Annotated in this window: 20 protein-coding genes; 8 read left to right on the top strand and 12 right to left on the bottom strand. The window is 69.0% G+C overall.

Translation table 11 applies throughout. The annotated features are described in order from the left end of the window. Window positions 1-56: 56 nt before the first annotated feature. The 6 genes from CAL25_RS21685 to CAL25_RS21660 all read right to left on the bottom strand — a co-directional run bounded on the left by CAL25_RS21685 (window position 57) and on the right by CAL25_RS21660 (window position 5,280). Window positions 57-515: a GNAT family N-acetyltransferase gene (locus tag CAL25_RS21685; protein WP_094803865.1), complete on the bottom strand. Its 459-nt coding sequence runs from the start codon at window positions 513-515 to the stop codon at window positions 57-59. An 89-nt stretch (window positions 516-604) separates the two neighbouring features. After that, the gene (locus CAL25_RS21680; RefSeq protein WP_094803863.1) at window positions 605-1,303 is read right to left on the bottom strand and encodes an alpha/beta hydrolase; all 699 of its coding nucleotides are present in this window, start codon (window positions 1,301-1,303) and stop codon (window positions 605-607) included. Window positions 1,304-1,490: 187 nt separating this feature from the next. After that, complete coding sequence (locus CAL25_RS21675; RefSeq protein WP_094803861.1) at window positions 1,491-2,489, bottom strand: tripartite tricarboxylate transporter substrate binding protein; 999 nt, start codon at window positions 2,487-2,489, stop codon at window positions 1,491-1,493. A gap of 47 nt (window positions 2,490-2,536) precedes the next feature. After that, on the bottom strand, window positions 2,537-3,565 hold the full coding sequence (locus tag CAL25_RS21670) for a hydroxyacid dehydrogenase (RefSeq protein WP_094803859.1): 1,029 nt from the start codon (window positions 3,563-3,565) through the stop codon (window positions 2,537-2,539). A gap of 11 nt (window positions 3,566-3,576) precedes the next feature. Continuing rightward, a complete protein-coding gene (locus tag CAL25_RS21665) occupies window positions 3,577-4,242 on the bottom strand; it encodes an RraA family protein (RefSeq protein WP_094803856.1) in 666 nt (221 codons plus the stop codon). Window positions 4,243-4,380: 138 nt separating this feature from the next. Next, window positions 4,381-5,280, bottom strand: coding sequence for a LysR family transcriptional regulator (locus CAL25_RS21660; RefSeq protein ID WP_094803945.1), 900 nt, complete (start codon window positions 5,278-5,280; stop codon window positions 4,381-4,383). Window positions 5,281-5,412: 132 nt separating this feature from the next. On the opposite strand from CAL25_RS21660, the gene CAL25_RS21655 reads away from it, so the two are divergent. Beyond that, window positions 5,413-6,663: an alpha-hydroxy acid oxidase gene (locus tag CAL25_RS21655; RefSeq protein WP_094803854.1), complete on the top strand. Its 1,251-nt coding sequence runs from the start codon at window positions 5,413-5,415 to the stop codon at window positions 6,661-6,663. Here CAL25_RS21655 and paoC read toward each other — a convergent pair. The 5 genes from paoC to CAL25_RS21630 form a co-directional block, all read right to left on the bottom strand. Further along, the gene (gene paoC, locus CAL25_RS21650; protein WP_094803852.1) at window positions 6,603-8,810 is read right to left on the bottom strand and encodes an aldehyde oxidoreductase molybdenum-binding subunit PaoC; all 2,208 of its coding nucleotides are present in this window, start codon (window positions 8,808-8,810) and stop codon (window positions 6,603-6,605) included. The two genes, CAL25_RS21655 and paoC, sit on opposite strands and share 61 nt — an antisense overlap. 2 nt (window positions 8,811-8,812) lie before the next feature. Then, window positions 8,813-9,763, bottom strand: a complete 951-nt coding sequence (locus tag CAL25_RS21645) for an FAD binding domain-containing protein (RefSeq protein ID WP_094803850.1) — start codon at window positions 9,761-9,763, stop codon at window positions 8,813-8,815. Then, window positions 9,760-10,398: an aldehyde dehydrogenase iron-sulfur subunit PaoA gene (paoA, locus tag CAL25_RS21640; RefSeq protein WP_094803848.1), complete on the bottom strand. Its 639-nt coding sequence runs from the start codon at window positions 10,396-10,398 to the stop codon at window positions 9,760-9,762. The genes CAL25_RS21645 and paoA overlap by 4 nt, the downstream gene beginning before the upstream one ends. Before the next feature lie 150 nt (window positions 10,399-10,548). Then, entirely contained in the window at window positions 10,549-10,848 is a 300-nt protein-coding gene (locus tag CAL25_RS21635; RefSeq protein WP_094803846.1) for a hypothetical protein, read from the bottom strand. A gap of 32 nt (window positions 10,849-10,880) precedes the next feature. After that, on the bottom strand, window positions 10,881-11,891 hold the full coding sequence (locus tag CAL25_RS21630; RefSeq protein ID WP_170948567.1) for a LysR family transcriptional regulator: 1,011 nt from the start codon (window positions 11,889-11,891) through the stop codon (window positions 10,881-10,883). A gap of 343 nt (window positions 11,892-12,234) precedes the next feature. On the opposite strand from CAL25_RS21630, the gene CAL25_RS21625 reads away from it, so the two are divergent. The 6 genes from CAL25_RS21625 (at window position 12,235) to CAL25_RS21600 (ending at window position 18,878) form a co-directional block, all read left to right on the top strand. Then, window positions 12,235-12,939: a heavy metal response regulator transcription factor gene (locus CAL25_RS21625; protein ID WP_094803842.1), complete on the top strand. Its 705-nt coding sequence runs from the start codon at window positions 12,235-12,237 to the stop codon at window positions 12,937-12,939. Window positions 12,940-12,947: 8 nt separating this feature from the next. Next, a complete protein-coding gene (locus CAL25_RS21620; protein ID WP_094803840.1) occupies window positions 12,948-14,312 on the top strand; it encodes a heavy metal sensor histidine kinase in 1,365 nt (454 codons plus the stop codon). A gap of 344 nt (window positions 14,313-14,656) precedes the next feature. After that, window positions 14,657-14,881, top strand: a complete 225-nt coding sequence (locus tag CAL25_RS21615; protein ID WP_094803838.1) for a hypothetical protein — start codon at window positions 14,657-14,659, stop codon at window positions 14,879-14,881. A gap of 522 nt (window positions 14,882-15,403) precedes the next feature. Further along, on the top strand, window positions 15,404-16,744 hold the full coding sequence (locus CAL25_RS21610) for an APC family permease (RefSeq protein ID WP_094803836.1): 1,341 nt from the start codon (window positions 15,404-15,406) through the stop codon (window positions 16,742-16,744). A 34-nt stretch (window positions 16,745-16,778) separates the two neighbouring features. Further along, entirely contained in the window at window positions 16,779-17,585 is an 807-nt protein-coding gene (locus tag CAL25_RS21605; protein WP_094803834.1) for a class I SAM-dependent methyltransferase, read from the top strand. A gap of 168 nt (window positions 17,586-17,753) precedes the next feature. Next, window positions 17,754-18,878 carry a metallophosphoesterase gene (locus CAL25_RS21600; RefSeq protein ID WP_094803832.1) on the top strand — a complete coding sequence of 375 codons (1,125 nt, stop codon included), beginning with the start codon at window positions 17,754-17,756 and terminating at the stop codon, window positions 18,876-18,878. Between the two features lie 185 nt (window positions 18,879-19,063). On the opposite strand, the gene fhuE is transcribed toward CAL25_RS21600, so the two are convergent. Beyond that, window positions 19,064-21,262: a ferric-rhodotorulic acid/ferric-coprogen receptor FhuE gene (gene fhuE / locus CAL25_RS21595; protein ID WP_094803830.1), complete on the bottom strand. Its 2,199-nt coding sequence runs from the start codon at window positions 21,260-21,262 to the stop codon at window positions 19,064-19,066. A 317-nt stretch (window positions 21,263-21,579) separates the two neighbouring features. On the opposite strand from fhuE, the gene CAL25_RS21590 reads away from it, so the two are divergent. Continuing rightward, window positions 21,580-23,448 (top strand): methyl-accepting chemotaxis protein, encoded by a 1,869-nt coding sequence (locus CAL25_RS21590; protein WP_094803829.1) that lies wholly within the window; start codon window positions 21,580-21,582, stop codon window positions 23,446-23,448. Window positions 23,449-23,473: the final 25 nt, after the last annotated feature.

Raw genomic sequence — 23,473 nt, 5'->3', positions numbered from 1 at the left:
CGCCTTACGCGATTCCCGCAAGCCTGCGACGTCGGCCCGGCCGGGCGCCGTGCTGTTCACAGGTCGATGCGCAGCCGCGGGCCGATCTCGCGGAAGCCGGCCTTGAGGTAGAAGGCCTGGGTGCGCGCCCACTTGGGCTGCGAGGGCGCGCCCACCTCGAGCATGCTCCAGCCGCGGCGGCGGCCGAGTTCGGCGGCGGCGTCGATCAGCGTGCGGGCGTGACCGCCGCTGCGGTGCTCGGGCTGGATATACAGCTCGGTGATGAGGCCGTACACACCCTTGGCGTAGAACGCCACGCTCTCGGTGACCATGATGAGGCCGATCGGGTGGCGCGCATCGGTGTCGTGCAGGGCGAAGCCGAACACGCGGTCGCGCATGGCGAGGATCGCGCGTGCCTGGGCACGCGTGAAATCGTGGGGGGTATCAGGCGGGTTGCCGCGCAATTCGTTGAAGAGCGCGCCCACGCAGGCGCTGACGAGGTCGGCGTCGGTGGGACCGATGGGACGGACGAACATGGGGGCAGCCTGCGATTCTGGGCCCCGCGCAACGCGGCGGGACAATTTGCATCATAAGGCAGCACCGGCGCTCGTGGCCCCGAATGTCGTTAAGTTGATACAGTCCGGGCCGCGTGCGCGAGCACCAGCTCGGTGAGCAGGTCCTGTGCGCCGGTAAAAAAATGGTCCGTGCCCGGGATCACCACGACCGGATGGCGCGTGGGCCGGGCCCAGTCGAGCACCGGCGCGAGCGGCGCCTGGGCGTCCGCCTCGCCATGGATCAGCAGCACGTCGCGCGGCAGCGGCGGGGTGTCGTAACTGCGCTCGGCCGGCACGTCGCCCACCGGCAGGCCGGCGAGCACCGTGCAGTCCGGGCTTTTGCCCTGGTCCGCCAGGACGCGGGCCACGCGGGCGGCCACGAAGGCGCCGAACGAAAAGCCCACCAGCGCGAAGGGCAGGCCGGGCTGCTCGGCGCGCAGCGTCTGGACGAGCAGCAGGATGTCGTCGCTCTCGCCGCCGCCATGGTCGTAGGTGCCCGCGCTGCCGCCCACGCCGCGAAAGGCGGGGCGCAGCACCAGCCAGCCCGCGTCGCGCAGCGCGTGCGCGAGCCGGTGCGGGATCTTGTGGCGCGGGCTGCCGCCCAGGAGCGGCTGCGGATGCGTGACGATGGCGATGCCGCGCGGCGTGCCGGCGGGCGCGTCGCGCAGCACCTCCAGCGCGCCGGCCGGGCCGGCCAGCGTCAGGGTCTCCGTCTTGCCGGGCGTGAGGTCCGTGGTGAAACCCGGGATCGGGCCAGAGGGCGTATACATGCGGGCTCCTGATGCGGGGAGGGGGGGGCCACCGCCGTGGCGGCCATTGCCGTGGCGGCCAGTGCCGTGGCGGCCACGAGCGACGCGGCGGACGCGGCCCGTCGGCGAATGGCCGCCGGCCGGGCCCGCACGCCCATGTCGTTCGCTGGCGGCCCGCCAGCTTAACCCCGGCGGGCCCGCCGCGGCATCATTTGTCGATCCAGGGGGCCTGCTGCCACAGCGCCTTGAACGTTTCCTCGCCGGCCTGCAGTTCGCGGGCATAGTCGGCCGGCGGCAGGTAGCGCAGCGGCGCGAACATCTGCTGGGCCTTGGCCTGGAACTCGGGATCTTTCATGGTGCGGGCGAGCGCCTCGACGAGCTTGTCGCGGACCTCGGGCGGCAGGCCCTTGGGGGCGGCCAGGCCGCGCAGCGAGGCGAGCTCGATGTCGTAGCCCTGCTCCTTGAAGGTGGGCACGTCGGGCAGCGCGGCCGAGCGCGTGGCGCCCATCTGCCCGAGAAAGCGCAGCGGCGTCCCGCCCTTCATGTATTGCAGCACTTCGCCGACATTGATGGCGCCGACCATGATCTCTCCGCTCGCGACCGCGCCGCGCACCTCGCCCGCGCCCTTGTAGGGCACATGCGAGAGCTTGGCGCCGGTGGCGCGTTCGAAGCGCAGCATCGCGAGGTGGTCGTCGGAGCCGGTGCCGGTCGTGCCCACGGTGGCGGCGCCGGGCTTCGCCTTGGCATAGGTTTCGAGCTCGGCCAGGCTCTTCACGGGGTTGGCATCCAGCACCGCGAACGCGCCGGGGTCATCGACGACGTTGCCGATCAGGTCGAAACTCTGCCAGGTGAACGCGGACTTGCGCTCGATCGGAATGGTGAGCAGGTTCGGCGTGTTGATGAAGCCGATGGTGTAGCCGTCGGGCTGGGCGCGCGCCAGCTCCGTGAAACCGATCGCGCCGCCCGCGCCGGGGCGGTTCAGCACCACGATGCGGCTGTCGCTACCCAGATACTTCTGCAGGAACGGCGCCATCATGCGCGCCACCAGATCCGTGCCGCCGCCCGGGCCGTACGAGACGATCAGGTTGATCGGATGGGCGGGGTAGCCGGCGGCTTGCGCGGTGCCGGCCAGGCCGGTCAGCGTGCAGAGCAGGGCCGTGCCGGCCGCCAGGCGCGCAAGACGGCGGCGCAGGGGTTGATGCTGCATGGTGTGGTCTCCTCGTTGGCGGACTGCGTCCGCTCGTTGTGATGGGATCAGCGTGCGGCGGCAAGGCGCTCGAGCGCCCTGGGCCAGACTTCGGGGTTGAGCAGCCGCGGCGGACGTACCCCGCGCAGCATCATGAGCAGTTGTTCGGCCGAGCCCTGGGCGACGTTGCGGCGCGCCTCGTGCGTCACGCCGGCGGTGTGGAACGTGCCCACGACGTTGTCACGTTGCAGCAGCGGGGCATCGTTGCCGGGCGGCTCTCGCAGCCACACATCGAGGCCTGCCCCGGCCAGGTGACCGCCGGCCAGCGCCGCTTCCAGGGCGTCCTCGTCGTGAATGCCGCCGCGCGCCGTGGACACGAACACCGCGCCCGGCTTCATCGCCGCGTACTCGCGCGCGCCGATCATGCCGCGCGTGGTGTCGTCGAGCGGGCAATGCAGCGACACCACGTCGGAGGTGGCGAGCAGTGTGTCCAGATCGACGGGCTCGGCGCCGCGCTCGCGGATGGTGGCGGCATCCAGCAAGGGGTCGTAGGCGCACACCTGCATGCCGAAGCCCGCCGCGATGCGCGCCGCGCGCCGCCCGATCTCACCGATGCCGACCAGGCCGATGCGGGTGCCGCGGATCTCGTGGCCCATGAGCGATTCACGCGTGAAGCCGCTGGCATGGCGCAGTTGATTGTGCGACACCACGACCCGGCGCCGCACCGCAAGCAGCAGCGCGAACGTGAGCTCGGCCACCGAGTCGGCATTCATGCCCGCCTGATTCACCACCGGTACGCCCGCCGCCGTGCAGGCCGCCAGATCGATGGTGTCGAATCCCGCGCCCGAGGACGACACGCACAGCAGATTGGGGTACTCGCGCAGCAGCTCGGCGCCGACGAACCATTGCCTCGGCAGCTCGTCCTTGGCCGCCGACACGTGGTAGGCGCTGGCCGCGCGCAGGCCGGCCCGCGTGGCATCGTCGTCGCCCCGGGCGGGCAGGACCGAGAGCCGCGCCTGGCCGCTGGCCTGCACGATCTCATCGAAAATGGGATGGACCCACAGATCCAGCCGGCACAGCGTGGGTAGGGAACTCATCGCTGCCGCCCTCACACGCCCTTGGCTTTGAGGGTCGCGTCGACCCAGCCGCGATCCAGCGTGCCCGCCTCGATCTGCGCCAGGATCTGCGCTTCGCTGGCGGCCAGCGCGCGCACCTTTTCGGCGATCGGCGCCGCCTCGTCGGCGCGGATGGCCAGCAAGCCATCGGCATCGCCCACGATGAGATCGCCGGGCAGAACCACCATGCCATCGATGCTGACCGGCACGTTGAGCTCGCCGGGGCCGTCTTTGTACGGGCCGCGATGCGCGATGGCGCGTGCGTAGACCGGGAAGTCGCCCGCGCCGATGGTGTCGGTGTCGCGAATGGCGCCGTCGATGACGATGCCGCCCAGGCCGCGCCGCGCGCCCCACGCCACCATGATCTCGCCGATGATGGCGTTGCGTGTTTCGCCGCCGGCGTCCACGACGAGCACGTCGCCCGGCTCGGCGCTATCGAGCGCCTTGTGCACCATCAGGTTGTCGCCCGGCCGGGTGCGCACCGTGAAGGCGCGACCCAGGATGCGACGCGTGGCATGAAAGGGCCGCAGCGCCGTGGTGCCCGTCGTGCGGCTCATGACGTCGCTGATGTTGGCAACGGCGAAGTCGCGGTACTGCTGGATCAGGTCGTCGCTGACGCCGCTTTGGCGAGGCAGGATGGCAAAACCGAATGCGGGCATGCTTGTCTCCTTGTGGTGTTCGGCCGACTGTACGAAATGCCAAACCGGATATAAAGCGAATAATTTGCCGTTTTAACGTTCTATTTTTTGAAAGTGAAGGGCGCCGGCACGGTCGTCCGCGCAGGCGCCCGCGCGGCACTAGAGCAGGCAGGTCGGCGCGTGGAAATCGATCAGGCGCGCGGCCAGATCGCGCATGCTGTCGAGCATGGGCCGGGTGTCGTCGCGACGCCGCTGGAAGGTGTATTGCAGCGGATCGAGCGGCGGAAACTCCGGCAGCGGGACGAGCTCGCCGCGAGCGCACAGCACCTGCGCCCAGGCACTCGGCAGAAAGCCGACGCCCAGGCCGTGCCGGATGATGCCGGCGACCGCGCCCCAGCTGTTGCAGGCCATGCTGCGGCCGGGCGCGATGCGATGCGTGGTCAGCCATTCATCGAGAATGTGGATCACGCCGGAGCTATGCGGCAGCGTGACGAGCGTCATGTCCGCCAGGTGCGCCGGGCGCGCCGCGCGGCGCTTGCCCAGCGCGCGGGGCGCGGCCACCCAGGTGAACTCGGCCTGGCCGATGCGGCTGGACGCCACCGTCGGGCGCGACGACGGACCGGCGATGATCGCGAAATCGAGCTCGCCTTCCTCGAGGGCGTCCTCCACCAACTGGCCCACGCCCGCGAAAGGCTCCACCACCAGGTCGGGATGCGCCTGTTGAATCGCCTCGATCAGGCTGGGCATCCATGTGAGCGAGGTGAGCTCGCCGACGCCGAAGCGGCAGCGCCCGGAATAGCTCAGCTGCGTGCCGGCCTGCTGCATGAACTGATCCGCGCCGCGCAGCAGCTCGCGCGCGTGCGGCAGCAAATGCTCGCCCAGCGGCGTGAGCGATGCGCTGCGGGCCGTGCGATTGAACAGGGCCGCGCCCAGCGAGGCCTCGAGTTCGGCGATGCGCTTGGAGAGCGACGAGACCGAGATGCTCAGGCGGTTGGCGGCCACGGCGAAGTTGCGGCAGGTGGCGGCCCAATAGAAGGCTTCGAGTTGCTTGAGCGTCATCATGGCATCGCGATCGGAAAATCGAACCAAAATATAGCAATAAATTCGCTTTAATCGGATTGTGCGCGCCGATATAGTCCCCCGCTGGACGGTGCCCGTGCGAGGCGCCGCCGTTGCCACGAGGAGACCGTGATGTCCCGCCTGTTGAGCCGCATTCTCAGTCTCGATGATTTCGAGCGCCATGCCCGGCGCAAGCTGCCCGCGCCCATCTATGCCTATGTCTCGGGCGCGGTGGAGGAGGGCGTGTCGGCGCAGGCCAACCGGCGTGCGTTCGCGCGCTGGGCCTTCACGCCGCGGGTGCTGGTCGACGTGTCGCAGCGCGACACGAAGGTGCGTCTGCTGGGTCGGGAGTATCGCGCGCCGGTGGGGATCGCGCCCATGGGGCTCTCGGCGCTCACGGCGTACCGCGGCGACATCGTGCAGGCGCGCGCCGCCGCGGCTGCGGGTCTGCCCTGCATCATGAGCGGCTCCTCGCTGATCCGCCTGGAGTCGGTGATGGAAGCGGCGCCCGAGACGTGGTTTCAGGCGTATCTGCCGGGCGACCCCACCCAGATCCGCGCGCTGATCGATCGGGTGGCGGCGGCCGGGGTCCGGACGCTGGTGATCACGGTGGATACGCCGGTGGCCGCGAACCGCGAGAACAACGTGCGCGCCGGTTTTTCGACGCCGCTGCGGCCGAGCGCGAAGCTGGCGTGGCAGGGGCTGAGTCACCCCGCGTGGTTGTTCGGTACCTTTCTGCGCACGCTGCTCCGGCATGGCATGCCGCACTTCGAGAACAACTACGCGACGCGCGGTGCGCCGATTCTGTCGGCCAATGTGCTGCGCGACTTCTCCGACCGCGGCCATCTGGGCTGGACGCATGTGGCCGAGATCCGCCGCCAATGGCGCGGGGCGCTCGTGATCAAGGGCATTCTGCACGAACAGGATGCGCGTCGTGCGCGGGCGGCGGGGGTCGACGGCATCATCGTGTCGAACCACGGCGGCCGCCAGCTCGACGGCGCGCGTGCGCCGCTCGACGCGTTACCGCGCATTGCCGAGGCCGCGGGCGGGGCGATGGACGTGATGCTGGACAGCGGCATCCGCCGTGGCACCGACGTGCTCAAGGCGCTGGCCCTGGGCGCGCGTGCCGTGTTCGTCGGCCGGCCCATCAATTACGCGGGCGCGGTGGGCGGCGAGGCCGGCGTCGCGCACGCGCTGCGCCTCATCACCGATGAGGTCAGCCGCGACATGGCCCTGCTGGGCGTGACCGAGCTGGCCGGCCTCACCCCGGCCGTGCTGGCGCCGATGGAGCCGGCCCCGAGCTGGCCCGGCTCCGCCGGCGATCAGGCCGCCCGTTCGGGCGCCGGTAGTTGCGCGAGCAACTTATCGAGCGTGACCGGGTAGTCGCGCACGCGCACGCCGGTGGCGTTGTAGATCGCATTGGCCACGGCCGCGCTGACCCCGCAGATGCCGAGTTCGCCCACGCCCTTGGCTTTCATGGGCGAGGACACGGGATCGGTCTCTTCCAGGAAGATCACCTCCTGGTGCGGGATGTCGGCGTGTACCGGCACCTCGTAACCCGCCAGATCGTGGTTGACGAAAAAGCCGGCACGTTTATCCACCGCCAGCTCCTCCATCAACGCCGCGCCTACCCCCATCGTCATCGCGCCGATCACCTGACTGCGCGCGGTCTTGGGGTTCAGGATGCGGCCCGCGGCGCAGACTGCCAGCATGCGGCGCACGCGCGTCTCGCCGGTGTAGGCGTCGACCGCCACCTCGACGAAGTGCGCGCCGAAGGTCGATTGCTGAAAGCGCTTGTCCAGGTCGCCGAACTCGATGGCGTCTTCGGCGCTCAGCTCGCCCTGCGTCAGCGCGTCGGCCAAGGGCACGCTGCGTCCGCCCTGGCGCACCTGGCCTTCGTCGAACTCGGCCTGCGCGGCGTCCAAGCCCAGGCGCGCGGCCACGGCCTCGCGCAGCTTCATGCACGCGGCGTAGACGCCGGCGGTGGCGCTATTGCCGCCCCACTGGCCGCCGGAGCCGGCCGACACGGGAAACGACGAGTCGCCCAGGCGCACGGTCACCCTGTCGATCGGCAGGCCCAGCATTTCGGCCGCGGTCTGCGCGATGATGGTGTAGCTGCCCGTGCCGATATCGGTCATGTCGGTGTCGACGGTCAGGCGGCCCTCGCGATCCAGCCGCACGCGGGCGGCCGACTTCGTGACGAGGTTGTTGCGGAACGCCGCGGCCACGCCCAGGCCGATCAGCCACCGGCCTTCGCGCCGGGCGCCGGGCTGCGCCGCGCGCTGGTCCCAGCCGAATCGCTCCGCACCGGTGCGCAGGCATTCGATGAAGCGGCGGCTCGAGAACGGCCGCTTCGGATCGGCCGGATCCACCTGGGTGTCGTTCAGCGCGCGCAGCGCGATCGGATCCATCTTCAGCTTTTCGGCCAGCTCGTCCATCGCGATCTCGAGCGCCATGAGGCCGGGCGCTTCGCCCGGCGCGCGCATCGCATTGCCTTCGGGCAGGTCGAGCTCGGCCAGGTAGAGCGTGGTCTTGCGGTTCGCGCCCGCGTAGAGCAGACGGGTCTGCTGCACGGCGGTTTCGGGCTGGCCGCCGGGCAGGTCGCCCGACCAGCTTTCGTGGCCGATGGCCGTGATGCGGCCATCGGTGCCGGCGCCGATGCGGATGCGCTGGATCGTGGCCGGCCGGTGCGTGGTGTTGTTGATGATGAGCGGCCGCGCGAGCGCCACCTTCACGGGGCGGCCGGCGGCGCGCGCGCCCAGCGCGGCCAGCAGCGCGTCGGCGCGCACGAACAGCTTGCCGCCGAAACCGCCGCCGATGTAGGGCGAGATCAGCCGCACTTTCTCTTCGTCCAGACCGAGGGTGCGTGCGACGTCGGCGCGGCCCCACGCGATCATCTGATTCGAGGTCCAGATCGTGAGCGCGTCGCCGTCCCAGGCCGCGAGCGACGCGTGCGGCTCCATCATGGCGTGGGACTGATCGGGCGTCTTGTAGGTGGCGTCGAGCTGCACGGGGGCGCTGGCGTAGGCGCCGTCGAAGTCGCCGACCGGCTCCCCGCCGTTCTCCTTCTCGGGCACCTTGGCCTGGGGCCGCGCGGCCTCCAGATCGAAGGCGCCGCGCTCGCGCTCGTAGCGCACGCGGATGAGGCGAGTCGCCGCGCGTGCCTGCTCGAAGGTCTCGGCCACGACCACCGCAACGGCCTGGTGGTAATGCTGGATCTCGGGTCCGCCGAGCAAGCGGGCGGTATTCATCTTGCCCAGGGTGAGCTTGCCGGCGTTTTCGGCGGTGACCACGGCCAGCACGCCGGGCGCCTGGCGTGCCGCCGTGGTATCCATCGAGACGATGCGGCCCTTGGCGATCGCGGCGCCGAGCACCGCGCCATACGCGGGCGGACGGTCCGGCAACTGCTGCTCGTAGGCGTAGGGCGCGCGGCCGGTGGTCTTCAGGGGGCCGTCGACGCGGTCCACCGGATGACCCACGACGCGCAGCCGGTCGATGGGGTTGGTCGTGGCGGGCGTATCGAATTTCATGCTCAGCTCCTTGCTTCGGCGAGCACGCCGGCGAGCGTGCGCTCGGCCAGCGTCAGCTTGAATGCGTTGTCATGCGTGGGACGCGCGCCGTCGAACAGCGCGCGGGCGGTCGCGGTGGCGCCTTGCGGCAGCGCGGCGTCCGCGGCCGGCAGCCGCCAGGGCTGCGGCGCCACACCGCCCACCGCCACCCGGCCGGTGCCGTCGGGCTGCACCACCGCCGCCACCGATACCAGTGCGAAGGCGTAGGAGGCGCGGTCGCGTACCTTGCGATAGAAGTGTCGACCGCCGGTCGGCGCCGGCAGCGTGACGTCGGTGATCAGTTCGCCGGGCTGAAGCTGGTGATCCAGGTGCGGCGTGTCGCCGGGGGCGCGATAGAGTGACGCGATCGGGATCACGCGGCGCGTGCCTTGTGGATTGACGGTGCCGACCTCGGCGTCGAGCACGCGCATGGCCACAGCCATGTCGCTCGGATGCGTGGCAATGCAGTGTTCGGACGCGCCGACCACGGCCAGCTGCCGGCTCACGCCTTCGAGCGCGGAGCAGCCGCTGCCCGGTACCCGCTTGTTGCACGGCTGGTTCGGATCGTAGAAGTAGGGGCAGCGCGTGCGTTGCAGCAAGTTGCCCGCGGTGGTGGCCTGATTGCGGATCTGGCCAGAGGCGCCGGCCAGCAGGGCGCGCGCCAGCACGGCGTAATCGCGGCGCACGCGCTCGTCGGCCGCGAGGTCGGTGTTGCGCACCAGCGCGCCGATGCGCAGCCCGCCCGCCTCGGTGGCTTCGATGCGGTCGAGATCGAGGCCGTTCACATCGACCAGATGCGCGGGCGTTTCGACCTCCAGCTTCATCAGGTCGATCAGATTGGTACCGCCCGCGATGAACCGGGCGCCCTGGATGCGTTGCGCGGCCGCGGCGGCTTCGGCCGGCGTGCGGGCGCGTTCGTAGGTGAAGGACCTCATGCCTGACCTCCCGCCTGTTCGGTGATCGCTTCGACGATGTTGGAATACGCGCCGCAGCGGCAGATGTTGCCACTCATGCGTTCGCGGATCTCGTCCACCGACAGCAGCGGGCGGGTTTGCAGATCGGGGCTCACATGGCTCGGAATGCCCTGGCGCACCTCGTCGAGCATGCCGACCGCCGAGCAGATCTGGCCCGGCGTACAGTAGCCGCACTGATAGCCGTCGTGCCGCACGAAGGCTTCCTGCAGGGGGTGCATGCGTTCCGGGCTGCCGAGGCCTTCGATGGTGGTGATCTCGGCGCCCTGGTGCATCACGGCGAGTGTGAGACAGGCGTTGACCCGCCGGCCATCGAGCAAGATCGTACAGGCGCCACATTGGCCGTGGTCACAGCCTTTCTTGGTGCCGGTCAGATGGAGATGTTCGCGCAGCACGTCGAGCAAGGTGGTACGCAGATCGGCTTCGAGCTGCCGGGTCTCGCCGTTGACCTTGAGAGACAGGGTGGTGGCAAGCGCGGCCTGGCCGCCGCTGGCAGGCGTTTGCGCCTGAGCCAGCGGCACGGCCATCGCGCCGGCGGACGCCGCGCTCAGCTTGAGCAATGCGCGGCGGGAAATCTTGATGTCGTAGGGCAGTTCCATGGGGCTTCCTCGGGACGGGATAGCGAGCGGGCCAGCCGCCAGAGACGGGGCCGGATCATGGGCATCCTTTCTGGCGCGCGACGCGTCTGGGCAGCGGCCGGTGGCCGGCGGCGCAAGTCCGATCCCGTGGCAAGTCGCGTGCCCGGGGCGTCAGTGCGGCGATACGCCGCCCGCCAGCAGCGAACGCCCTGTCAGTTGCAGGTAATGCTCATACATGCCCAGGTAGGTGTCGGCACGGACCGAGGGGGCGGCAGGGGCGGTGGCCCCCGTGATGGGCGCCAATGCCAGGCTCATGACGCGGGCATCGGTGAAGGACGCGAGCTGGACGTCCTGCAGCGCGGCTTCCAGGCTCGGGCAGGGCTGCGCGCCGGCGTAAGCGTGGGCGGCCAGACCGAGACCGGTCGCACACGCGGCGGCAGCCGCGAGGCGTCGGGCAGAGAAAAATCTCATGACTGTGTCTCCAATGAGGGCAGCGGGCCGCCTCAGGCCGTCCAGGCGGATACACGCGCGTCCGTCACGCGCGCCCGGGCCGCGGGAGGCGCCAGCACGGGCGTATGCGCGGGCACCGGTGTCTGGGTGGCGCGCCGCGGCGCGGCGTCGCGCGATTTCGGCGTGACGTGGTCGATCAGGGCGTCGACGAAGGCGCGGGCGCGCGCCGGCGGGGTGCGGCTGCCATACATGGCATATAGCGCGATCGGCGCGAGCGCCCAGTCGTCGAGCACCTGCACGAGCTCGCGGTTGCGCGGATCATGGGCGGGCAGCGCCACGATGCCCATGCCCTCGCTGGCGAAGCGGCGCGTCATCTCGATATCGTTGGCGTGAACGCGGCCCTCGGGTTCCACGGTCATGCGGCGGCCGTCGCGCTCCAGCACCCAGGCCGACAGTTCGCGGCATTGGGTGGCGATCAGGCATTCGTGCGTCGCGAGCTCTTCGGGGCGGGCGGGGCGGCCGGCGCGGGCCAGATACGAGGCCGAGGCGTAGAGCCGGAACGGAAAGTCGCCGACCCGGCGTGCGACCAGATCCGAATCGGCCTGCGTGCCCCAGCGCAGCGCCACGTCGAATTCGCGGGCGCCCTCCCAGCCGCGTTCGTACGCGTAGTCGCAGCGCAGCCGCAGTTCGGGCCAGGCGCGGGCGAAGGCGCTCGCCATGCCGACGAGGTCGAGCGCCTCGAGCGGATCGGGCAACAGGACCTTGAGCGTGCCGCGCGGCCGGATGCCCTCGTCGAGGAGCACATCCTGCGCATCGATCGCCTGCTCGACCAGCATGCGGCAGCGGTCGTAATACAGTTTGCCGGCTTCGGTGAGCGCGATGTTGCGGGTGCTGCGCGAGAGCAGTTCCACACCGAGCCGCGCCTCCAGGACGCGCAGGCGGCGCGACAGCGTGGTGGCCGGCACGCCGATCAGCTCGGCGGTGCGAGAGATGTTCAGCCGCTTGGCCACCTCTACGAAGATGGCGATGTCGTTCAGATTGAAGGCGGAGTCGGAGTGGGCCATTGTTTTACAATCTCGAGGTTTATGTCGCTGCGGCACGGCCATCGGTGGGGCCGCGGTCGAAGCTGACGGCCACGGGCCGGCAGCGGGGCAATGCACGTCACGAGAGGCCTCTCGATCCGCTTCATCAGTGGGGTCACTGTAGGCCCGGCCCGCTGTCAGACCAGTGACGCATCCCTGACGGCTTCCGGTCAGCCGGCTGACGCATTTGTCATGAAACGCCGATCGCCCGATGCGCCTGACATGAATGTCAGCGAGCGGTCAGCGCCTCGACATGCGGCCGGCGATACAGTGAGCTCCCCTTTTTTCGGGTGCGCGCCGCGCGCCCATTCCGCAGAAGAGCAGCGTGCGCGTACTCGTCATCGAAGACGAAGAAAAGACGTCTTCCTACATCCTTCGTGGGCTCACCGAGCTGGGCTACACCGTCGACGTCGCCCACACCGGCACGGACGGCCTGCACCTGGCGCTCGAATTCGATTTCGACGCGATCGTGCTCGACCTGATGCTGCCCGGCATGGACGGCTATGCGGTGCTCGAGCAATTGCGGCGCACCAAGGCCACCCCGGTGATCATGCTGTCGGCGCGCGGCGCCGTGGACGATCGCGTCACCGGCCTGCGCAAAGGGGCCGACGACTACCTGGCCAAGCCGTTCTCCTTCACCGAGCTCGTCGCCCGCCTGCAGGCCCAGACGCGCCGCCGCAGCGATGCGATGGAGGCCACCACGCTGCAAGTGGATGACCTCGCCATCGATCTGCTCGCGCGCAAGGCCGTGCGCGCCGGCCAGCGCCTGGAGCTCACCGCCAAGGAATTCGCGCTGCTGTCGCTGCTGGTGCGGCATCAGGGCGAGGTGCTGTCCAAGCTGATGATCGCCGAGCAGGTCTGGGACATGAACTTCGACAGCGATGTGAACGTGGTCGAGGTCGCGGTCAAGCGATTGCGCGCCAAGGTCGACGCGCCCTACGAACACAAGCTGCTGCACACGGTGCGCGGCATGGGCTATGTGCTGGAGGCGCGCCGCGCCAACGGCACGCCGGGCGACGGCGCCGCATGATTGCCCGCATGCCCATCGCATGGCGGCTCGCCGTCATGTTCGCCATCACCGCGGCCGTCGTGTTCTCGGGCGTGGCGGTCTTCCTGTATTGCGTGCTCGCCGATTCGGTGCACAGCCAGATCCGTTCCGAGCTCAACTTCCATCATTCGCTGCTCGATCCCATGATCGAGAGCCGCCAGAGCGAGGCCGATTGGGAAGTCGCGCATCGCAAGCTCGACGCCATGACGCCGGCCGGCGGGCGCGTGCGCTACTGGGTCAAGTCCGACGACCCGCGGACCGCCTACGGCCGCGCCATGCTGACGAAGGACGGCCGCGAGGTCCAGCCGGGGGTGGTGACCTTCGTCAAAGACCGCGATCCGCAAAAGATCTGGAGCGTGCTGTCGCGCACGATTCCGGCCTCGGGCGAGCGGCCCGAAGTGGATTTCGTGGTGGCGCTCGATGCAAGCTCCTACCTGTACGCCAAAGAGAATTTCACGCACATCATGAGCGTGGCTTCGGGCCTGGGCATTCTGCTGGTGGCGCTGTTCGGCTACTGGATCGCCAAGCTCGGCTTGCTGCCGGTGCGCCGGCTGAGCCGCCAGGCCAACGCGCTGCCGTCCAATGCCCCGCGCGAGCGTCTCGGCGTGGAGAACCTGCCGCCCGAGATCAAGGAGCTGGCGGTGTCGTTCAACAATTCGCTGGCGCGGCGCGAGGCGGCCTGGCTCCAGCTCGAAGGCTTCAACGCCGATGTCGCGCATGAATTGCGTACGCCGCTCACCAATCTGATCGGCCAGACCCAGGTGTCGCTGGCGCATCCGCGCCGGGTCGACGAACTGCAGGATCTGCTCGAGTCCAACCTCGAGGAACTCGAGCGCATGAGCAGCATCGTCAACGACATGCTGTTTTTGTCGAGCGCCGAAAACGGCAATCGCGCGGCCGAGCTCAGCGATTTTTCGGTGCATGTCGAGGCGCAGAAAACGGCCGAGTATCTCGAGGCGTCGTTCGCGCAGCGCGCCGTGCTGCTCACCGTGACCGGTGACGCGCAGGTGCACGCCGATCGGCGCCTGTTTCATCGGGCGCTGGCCAATCTGCTGTCCAATAGCGCGCGGTATGCGCGCGAAGGTTCGGAAGTGGTGGTGCGCATCGCCGACGAAGGCGCCTATGCGCGCGTGTCGGTCTCCAACGAAGGCGAGCCCATTCCGGTGCAGCAGCAGGCGCGCCTGTTCGAGCGCTTCTATCGCGGTGACGCGGCGCGCACGCGCAGCGGCGTGCATCACGGCCTCGGGCTGTCCATCGTGCGTGCGATCGCATCCATGCATGGCGGCGCGGTATTCGTGCAGAGCGCGCCGGATGGCATCAATACCTTCGGATTCACGCTGGCGCGCGGTCGCTGAGCGGCGCGCGTCCTTCCACCGCGCCCGCCGCGTTGCGCGTGTGATGGGATGCATGCGCAGCGAGCGTGCGCAGCGAGCGTGCGCAGCAAGCATGGGCAGCAAGCATGCGCAGCAAGCGTGGGCAGCAAGCGTGCGCAGCAAGCATGCGCAGCCTGTGCGCTGCATCGGCTGGCACGCGTCGCTCCGTCCGTGATCGATTGTGTGCAGTCAATGGGATGAACGCACGGACGTCGGCGGCGTCTGACCTACATGCCCCCGTCATGTCGACCGGCTTGCTCGGCAGGGCCCGCAACACCTTTTTCACGGCATCGCCGTTCCGGTCCGTTCCAACGCAAGGATCCGCCATGTACGACTTCTTCGGAGTACTTCCGTCCCGCCGGCCCGCCCCGCGTGCAGCGCACGTGCCCTCGGTGCAACCGGCAGGCCAGCCCGATGATGCCGCCGAGCAGAAAGCGGCCGAGGTTCCGTCCAAGGCGCCGCGCACGCGCCGCGGCGCCGGGCTGGCGCGCAAGCGTGCGCGGCCCGTGCCGTCGGGCGATCTGAGCGCGATGGGACATCTGCTGAGCTGAGCCCCGGCGGGGAGGGCCGCGGCGCCCCGCGCCGGCACCGTCTCGGTGCGGCCGGGGCGGTGCGGCCAGGAAGGGTGATGTCGCCTGGACTGGCGCTGCAGCCGGACTTGACGGTGTGACCGGCGCTGCAGCCGGCCTGACGATGTGGCCCGGACTGGCGCTGCAGCCGGACAGACGGTGCCGCCCGGACCGGCCTTTCGAGCCGGCGCGCAGGCCGTCACAGGCGGTCACCATCCCGTCCATTCGGTGGAGGTGCCGCCACGAGCCAATTGTGGCAAGCTGTCGGCCATGAACCTGACAAGTTCATGAATTATGCTCGGAGCTCCTCGCGCAGCGGCGGGGAGGGGGTCTGAGCGAAGTCGCGGTCATCCTCTTCGCAGTGCACTTGTCTTCCCGGCACGGCCTCACGCCGGCTCCCTCGCGGGCCCGCGGCAGCGCCGTGCCGCGCGCAGTCTGACAGGCGTGTCTGGCCCGCCGGGCCGGTCCGCTCCTTCCGGTAGTTCCAACAAACGAAAGGCAGCTATGAGCGTACAAGCGCAACCCCAGGCTCAACTGTCGGTGTTCGACGCGATCGTGATCACGGTCGGGCTGGTCGTGGGTGTCGGCATTTTCCGCACGCCGTCCATCGTCGCGGCGAACGTCGGATCCGAATGGATGTTCATCTTGGTCTGGGTGGTCGGCGGGCTGGTGACCCTGGTGGGCGCGCTCTGCTATGCCGAGTTGTCGGCCGCGCACCCGAACGCGGGCGGCGAGTATCACTTCCTGTCGCGGGCCTATGGCCGTTCGGTGGCGATGATGTTCGGCTGGGCGCGCTGCACCGTGATCCAGACCGGCGCGATCGCAGCGGTGGCCTTCATGCTGGGCGACTACCTGGCTCAGCTCGTGCCGCTCGGGCCTTACGGGCCGGCGCTCTATGCCGCGTTATCGGTGATCGTGTTCACCGGCGTGAACGTGATCGGTACCGCGCAGAGCAAGACGCTGCAGATCACCATCACGTTCATCGAAGTGGGCGCGGTGGTCGCCATCATTCTGTTCGGCCTGTTCGGCAGCTCGGGCGAGACCGCCGCCGTCACGCCCATTGCCCCCGAGACCGCCGCGCTCGGCACCGCCATGATCTTCGTGCTGCTCACCTACGGCGGCTGGAACGAGGCGGCCTACCTCACCGGCGAGCTCGAAGACGCGCCGCGCAACATCGCCAAGGTGCTCACCATCGGCACCGCGATCCTGGTCACGCTGTATGTGCTGGTCAACGTGGCGCTGCTGTCCATCCTCGGCCTCGAAGGCCTGCGCGGCACCGACGCCGTCGCGACCGAGATGATGCGCGTGGTGGCGGGCCCCTCCGGCAGCCTCATCGTGACGCTGGCCATCGTGGTGGCCGCGCTGTCCACGCTCAATGCCACGATCTTCACGGGCGGCCGCGTGTTCTACGCCATGGCGCGCGACGTACGCATCATGCGCTGGGTCGGGGTGTGGGATGGCCGCGGCCGCACGCCGGCCAACGGCCAACTGGCCCAGGGCGCCATCGCCCTGGCCCTGATCGCGCTCGGCACGATCACGCGCGACGGCTTCAAGGCCATGGTCGACTACACCGCGCCCGTGTTCTGGTTCTTCCTGCTGATGGTGGGCTTCGCGGTGTTCGTGCTGCGCTGGCGCCATCCCGAGCGCACGCTGCCGTACAAGGTGCCGCTGTATCCGGTCACGCCGATCATCTTTTGCGCCACCTGCGGCTACATGCTCTGGTCGAGCGTGATGTACACCGGCGTCGCGGGGCTGATCGGCCTGGCGGTGCTGGCCGCCGGCACGCCCATGCTGCTGTTCAAGGAAAAAGAACCCCAGCCCTTGCCCGACCCGGCCGGCGACTGAATCCGCAAGCTCGTTTCCCAACTGGAGTCCACCGATGAAGATCCGACATTCCTTCGCTTTTGCCGCCTGCCTGCTGATGCTGGGCGGCGCCGCGCAGGCGCAGACCCCCGCGTATCAACCCACGGTCGGCCAGTCCGGCAAGGACGTCGTGTGGGTGCCCACGCCGCAGGAGCTCGTGGACCGCATGCTGCATATGGCGCAGATCACGCCGGAGGATTATCTGGTCGACCTGGGCTCCGGTGACGGCCGTACCGTGATCACCGCCGCGCAGCGCGGCACGCGTGCGCACGGGGTGGAGTTCAACCCCGAGATGGTCACGCTCTCGAAGAACGCCGCCCAGGCCGCCGGCGTGTCCAAGACCGCGACGTTCGAGCAGGGCGATATCTTCAAGACCGACTTTTCCAAGGCGACGGTCGTGACGCTGTTCCTGTTGCCCGACCTGAACCTGCGCCTGCGGCCGACGCTGCTGCAGATGAAGCCGGGCACCCGCGTCGTGTCGAACTCGTTCACCATGGAAAACTGGAAACCCGACGAGACGGTCAATGCGTCCGACCAGGGCTGCAAGGCCTATTGCAGCGCGTACAAGTGGATCGTGCCGGCGCAGGTCGAGGGCAAGTGGTCGGTCGACGGCAAGACGCTCGCGCTGTCGCAGAACTTCCAGTTCCTCGAAGGCACGCTGACCCGGGACGGCAACGCCATGCCGATCAGCAATGCCCGCCTGAACGGCCCCAAGATCGAGTTCACGGTGGCCGACGCGCGCTACACCGGCACGGTCGATGGCGACGCAATGAGCGGCACCATCGAAGGCGGCGGCAACTGGCGCGCCACGCGGGCAAAATAAGCTTGCAGGCGGCTGCGCGCGGGGTGCGCGGCCGCCCGATCCGCGTCGACTCCGCGGCGCGTCACTTACCCTGAAACGGACGGAGGGGCCCGCCCCGCCGTCCGTTTCGTCGTATCGGCGCCGTCATGGGCGGCGCCTCCCGAGTCATCATCAAGGAAGTCGGTAAGCGTGTTTCATGTCGTCTCTGGCCTGGTCGGCCTGTATTTGATCTGGCGTTATGTGTTCCGGTTGAAGTTGAGCGTGGCGGCCCGCGTGGTGCTGTCGCTGCTGTTGCTGGCGTTCATCGAGCATCACTGGCTGGTGAGCCGGCATTTCGGCACCATGGCCTCGCCCGAGATCCCGGGCGCGCTCATCATGGTGCTGGGCGCCGTGTTCGGCGCGCTGATTCTGTTCGCCTGCATGCTGTTGCTGCGCGACGTCGCGGGCGTGATCGCGTGGTGCGTGTCGCGGCCGCTCGGCCGCAAGGTGCTGGGCCAGACGCGCGTGGCGCATGGTCTGGCGGGCCTGGCCGCCGTGCTCGGCGCGGTCGGGGTATGGCAGGCCGTGCGGGTGCCCGAGGTGCGCACGCTCGAGATCACGGTGCGAGGCCTGCCCGCGGCGTTCGAGGGATACCGCATCGTGCATCTCACCGACCTGCACACGAGCCGTCTGCTGCAGGGGCCCTGGATGCGCGCGGTGGTCGAGCGGGCCAACGCGCTCGACCCGGCGCTGGTCGTGATCTCGGGCGATCTGGTCGATGGCACGCCGCAGGCGCGCGCCAACGACTATCCGCCGCTGGCCGGGCTGCGGGCCCGCGACGGCGTGTACGGCGTGCCGGGCAATCACGAGTACTACGCGGCCTACGGCGAGTGGATGCAGGTCTTCCGCGATCTGGGTATCCGCATGCTGGTCAACGAGCATGTGCTGATCCGGCAGGGCGATGCGGCGCTGGTGCTGGCCGGCGTGGCGGATCAGGTAGGCCCGACGCGTGGCGAGATCGGCCCGGACATCGTGCAGGCGCTGGCCGGACGGCCGGCCGACGCGCCGGTGCTGTTGATGGATCACCGCCCGGGCAATGCACGGGCCAACCGCGCCGCGGGCGCCGACATTCAACTGTCGGGCCACACGCACGGCGGCCACGCGCTGGGGCTCAACCTGATCGTGGCGCGCGCCAACCAGGGCTTCGTGTCGGGGCGCTACCACGTGGACGGCATGACGCTCTATGTGAGCAACGGCGCGGGGCTGTGGCCGGGGTTTCCGATCCGCTTAGGCGTGCCCTCCGAGATCACGCAGATCACGCTGCGAGGGAGTTGACGGCCCCCACGCCGCGCCTTCGGCTTGCTGCCCCCCGGGGGGGCGCGCCCGCCTTGAGGCGGCTCGGCGGCGGGCGGGCCCCCCCACGCCGCGCCTCCGGCTTGCTGCCCCCCGAGGGGGCGCGCCCGCCTTGAGGCGGCTCGGCGGCGGGCGGGCCCCCCACGCTGCGCCTTCGGCTTGCTGCCTCAGTACTGATACCGCATGGTGAGCATGGCGCTGCGGCCGGCGCCCCAGGCGCCCTGGTTGTAGAAGCCGATCTGGCTGTAGAACTTGCGGTCGAACACGTTGTTGACGTTGAGCTGCGCCGAGAGGTTGCGGTTGAAGGTGTAGCGGGCCATCAGGTTGGTGATGGCATAGCTGCCCTGGCTGACGCGCTCTTCGCCGTTGGGGCCGAAGGCATCGGTGTAGACGTGGCTCTGCCAGTTGACGCCGCCGCCCACGGTCAGGCGGTTGAGCTCGCCGGGCAGGCGATAGCTGGTGAACAGGCGCACCAGGCTGCGCGGCTGGTTGGTCTGGATGGCGTTGCCTTCGCCGTCGCGGCCGGTCCAGTGCGACCAGCCCGCGGCGACGTTCCAGCCCGGCGTCACTTCGCCCGACACTTCGAGGTCGAAGCCGCGCGTGCGCGTGCCCTGCGCGGCCCGGTAGGCCTCGTTGGGCGTGCCCGGCACGAAGAAGCCGGTATCCACCTGCGCCACGTTGTCCTGCTCCACCTGGAACACGGCGGCGCTGGCGTTGAGCTTGCCGTCCAGCCATTCGCCCTTGATGCCGGCCTCGTATGACTTGCCTTCGAGCGGGTCGAGCCAGCTGCCGTTGCGGTCCTGATAGGACTGCGGATTGAAGATCCCGGTGTAGCTGACATACGCCGTGTAGTTCCGCGCGAAGTCGTACAGGAGGCCGGCGTAGGGCGTGAATTCGTTCTTGTCGAACGCGTACTTATTGCCGCCGCCCCAGCCCACCGAATCCGTTTTCCAGGTGCTGTAGCGTCCGCCCACGATCAGCGTCAGCGGATCGGCGATGCTCAGGCGCAAGGCCCCGTAGATGCCGGCCTGCTTGGTCGTGTAGCGCGAGCCGGTCACGCGTTCGTCGCTCCAATCGGGCTCGGGGTAGGAGCCGTTCCAGTCGAAGAAGTTGCCCACCGGGCTCGTGCCCAGCGGCGCGCGGTAGTCGAAGTTGGCGTATTGGCGGCTGGCGCTGCCGCCGATCACCACCTCGTGGCGGCGGCCGAACAGGTTGAACGGGCCGGAGGCCTTCACATCGAAGCTGTTCTGCTTGCGGTCGCCCAGATACCAGGCGGGCGAGGAACCCATGCCTTCGCCGGTGACGCGATCGGGCCACCCGGTCAGGTAGAGCAGCTTGCCGTCCATCTCGTTCTTGCTGTGGCTGGCCACGGCCTTGATGCGCCAGTCGTTGTCGAAGCGCTGCTCCAGTTGCAGGAAGGCGCCCTGCGTCGTGCTGCCCCACGAGGTCCAGTCGGCGCCGGTGTTGAGCGAGCGGCGCCAGTCGGTGCGGGTGCCGTCGGCATACCAGAGCGGGAAGCCGCCCCAGCTGCTGCCTTTGGGATCGTTCTTCTGATAGTTGAAGCCCACGCTCACGGTGGTGCTGTCCGTCACGTCGGCGTCGACCACGCCGTAGAACACCGTCTTCTCGTTCTCGTAGTGGTCGAGGTAGGAGTGGTTCTTCTGATAGGCCGAGACGATGCGGCCGCGCACCGTGCCGCTCTGGTTCAAGGGGGTCTGCAGATCGGCGGTGGCGCGGTAGGTGTCCTGGGTGCCCGCGCCCACGCTCAGGTCGGCCTTGAACTCGCGCGCGTCGGCATGCTTGCGCACCAGATTGATCGAGGCGGACGGATCGCCGGCGCCGGTGAGCAGGCCCGTGGCGCCACGCACGACCTCGACGCGGTCGTAGATGATGGGATCGACGGCGGATTCGCCGCCGGCATAACCGATGTCGAAGCCGGTGGGGATGCCGTCGTACTGATAGTTGGTGATCGGAAAGCCGCGTGCGTTGAACGAATAGCGTTCGGCGTCGAAGTTCTGCACCGAGATGCCGGGCGTGCTGCTCATCACGTCGACCAGCGACAGCATGTTCTCGTCTTCGATGCGCTGGCGCGTCACCACGGTCACCGATTGCGGATTCTCACGCAACGACAACGACAGGCCGGTGCCGGCAGAGGTGGCGCGCGGCGTGTAGCTGCCCGTGCCCTCGGTGGTGGAGGCGGGCAGCAGATCGCTCTTCACCTCGACCGACGACAGCGTCGGCACGGCGTTGTTCTGCTGAGCCTGGGCCGCGCCGGCCGCCAGGGCCATCAACACGAGACTGCTCAATTTGCGCAGGGTGGGGTGCGGGGCGGCGTGTGCAACGCGACCGGTCTTGCCGTCGGACATGGAATTCCTCTCCCTAAGTAATTTCGTCCGAAATTGTAATGACAACGATTCTCATAAGCGTTCAATTGGACCGGATTTAATCGGGGACGTTGCAATTCGGGCACAGCACCACCGGGTGGGCGTAACGACGCACCAGTTGTGAGGCGGCGCCGATTCAGCGCGCTTTCAGCGCAGGAATTGTTCGGCAATTCATTGCGATAAATATCGTTTGCCGGCTGCTTAAGTTGGTTCGCGGCGCTGTCGTAAGCCGGGTGCGCGGGTGCAGTTTCACGGCCTTGCGTGCGTTCCGTACGAACGCCAACCAAGCTGGACAGAGCATGAAAAAAACTTCGCTGCGTAACCGGATTCTCTTGATCAGTGGTCTTACCGTCGTGGGAGCGCTGCTGCTCTCCGGCGTGGTGACCTATCAGATCGTGCGTGACAACATGATGGCCAGCATCACCAATACGCTGGACGCGGTGGCCAACGGCAACGCGCGCGCGATTGCGCAGTGGTCGGGCGACAAGGCCACGGCCGTGGTCGCCACGGCGCAGGCCGTCGAGAAGGGCGACCCGACGGGGCTCGTCAAATTGATGGGCGCCACCAACGACTTCCCGATTACGAGCGTGGGCTGGTCGGACAAGACCTTCTTCTCCACGGCGCCGACGCCGCCCGATTACGATCCCACCGCGCGCCCCTGGTACAAGGCGGCCGTCGCGGCCGGCAAGCTCAGCATCACCAAGCCGTATGGCGACTCGTCCAGCGGCAAGCCCTACGTGGCATTCACCACGCCCATCCTGCGCAACGGCCAGGCGGTCGGCGCCGTGAGCGGTGCCGTGGCGCTGGACGGGGTGAAGTCCGTGATCCAGTCGATCCGTCCCACGCCGTCCAGTCTCGCGTTCGTCGTCGCGCTCGACGGCCAGGTGATCTCGCATCCCAACGACGCCTTCGCGCTCAAGCCCTCGACCGATCTGGCACCCGGCCTCACCGCCAACAGCCTCGCGCCGCTCGCGCAGGATGAAGCGGAGCCGGCCGAATTCGTGCTGTCGGGCGCACCCAAGCTGCTGAAGTCCGAGCGCATCGCCGGCACCGACTGGTATCTGGTGGTGGCGCTCGACAAGGCCGAAGCCACGGTCGCGCTGGGCCAGGTCTTCAACGCCATGGTGATCTCGATGGTGGTGCTGACCGTGCTGGCGCTGCTGGTGGCCGCGCTCTTCACGGCTCAGGCCTTCAAGCGTCTGTCGGCCGTGCGCGACGCGATGGACACGATCGGTTCGGGCGACGGTGACATGACGCATCGTCTGGCCGTGGTCGGCCGCGACGAGGTCGCGCAGATCTCCGCGTCGTTCAACGCCTTCGTCGAGAAGATCAGCGGCGTGATGCTGGACGTGCGCACCGGCGTGCAATCGATGGCCACGGCCACGCACGAGATCGAGATGGGCAACCGTGACCTGTCGCGCCGCACCGAGACCTCGGCGGCCTCGCTGGAAGAAACCTCGTCGGCACTGACGCAGATGACCTCGAGCGTGCGCCAGACCGAAGAAACGGCGCAGCATGCCACCCAGCTCGCCACCGAGGCGAGCGTGGCGGCCGAGCGCGGCGGTCAGGTCGTGACCGATGCGGTCACCACCATGGACACCATCGCCCAGTCGTCCGAGCGCATCACCGAGATCATCAGCGTGATCGACGGCATCGCGTTCCAGACCAACATTCTGGCGCTCAACGCCGCCGTGGAAGCGGCGCGCGCGGGCGAGCAGGGCCGCGGCTTCGCCGTGGTGGCGGGCGAAGTGCGCACGCTGGCGCAGCGCAGCGCGGCCTCCGCGCAGGAGATCCGCACGCTGATCCAGGCCTCGGTGGATAACGTGCGCAGCGGCACGCAGCGGGTGCAGGCGGCCGGCGCCACCATGCACGAGATCGTGGACAGCATCACGCGCGTGCAGCGTCTGGTGAGCGAGATCCACGGCGCCATGACCGAGCAGAGCGCGGGCATCGGCCAGATCGATCACAGCGTGTCCGACATGGACCAGGCGACCCAGCAGAACGCGGCACTGGTGGAGCAATCGGCCGCCGCCGCGGCCATGCTGAACGAGCAGGCGGCGACGCTGGCACGCACGGTGGCGCTGTTCAAGCTGCGTGGCGACGCGCAGACGGTGCAGGCCGAGCCCGTCGTGGGCTGGGCGCAGGCGCCGCGTCTGAGCGCCGCCTGAAGCGGAGTTGAGCGGGACGCCGCGC

The organism is Bordetella genomosp. 5, assembly GCF_002261315.1.
In the GTDB taxonomy this organism is placed as follows: Bacteria; Pseudomonadota; Gammaproteobacteria; order Burkholderiales; family Burkholderiaceae_B; genus Bordetella.
The sequence above is the reverse complement of the archived record's forward strand: the minus strand, read 5'-3'. Positions and strand labels throughout refer to the sequence as shown.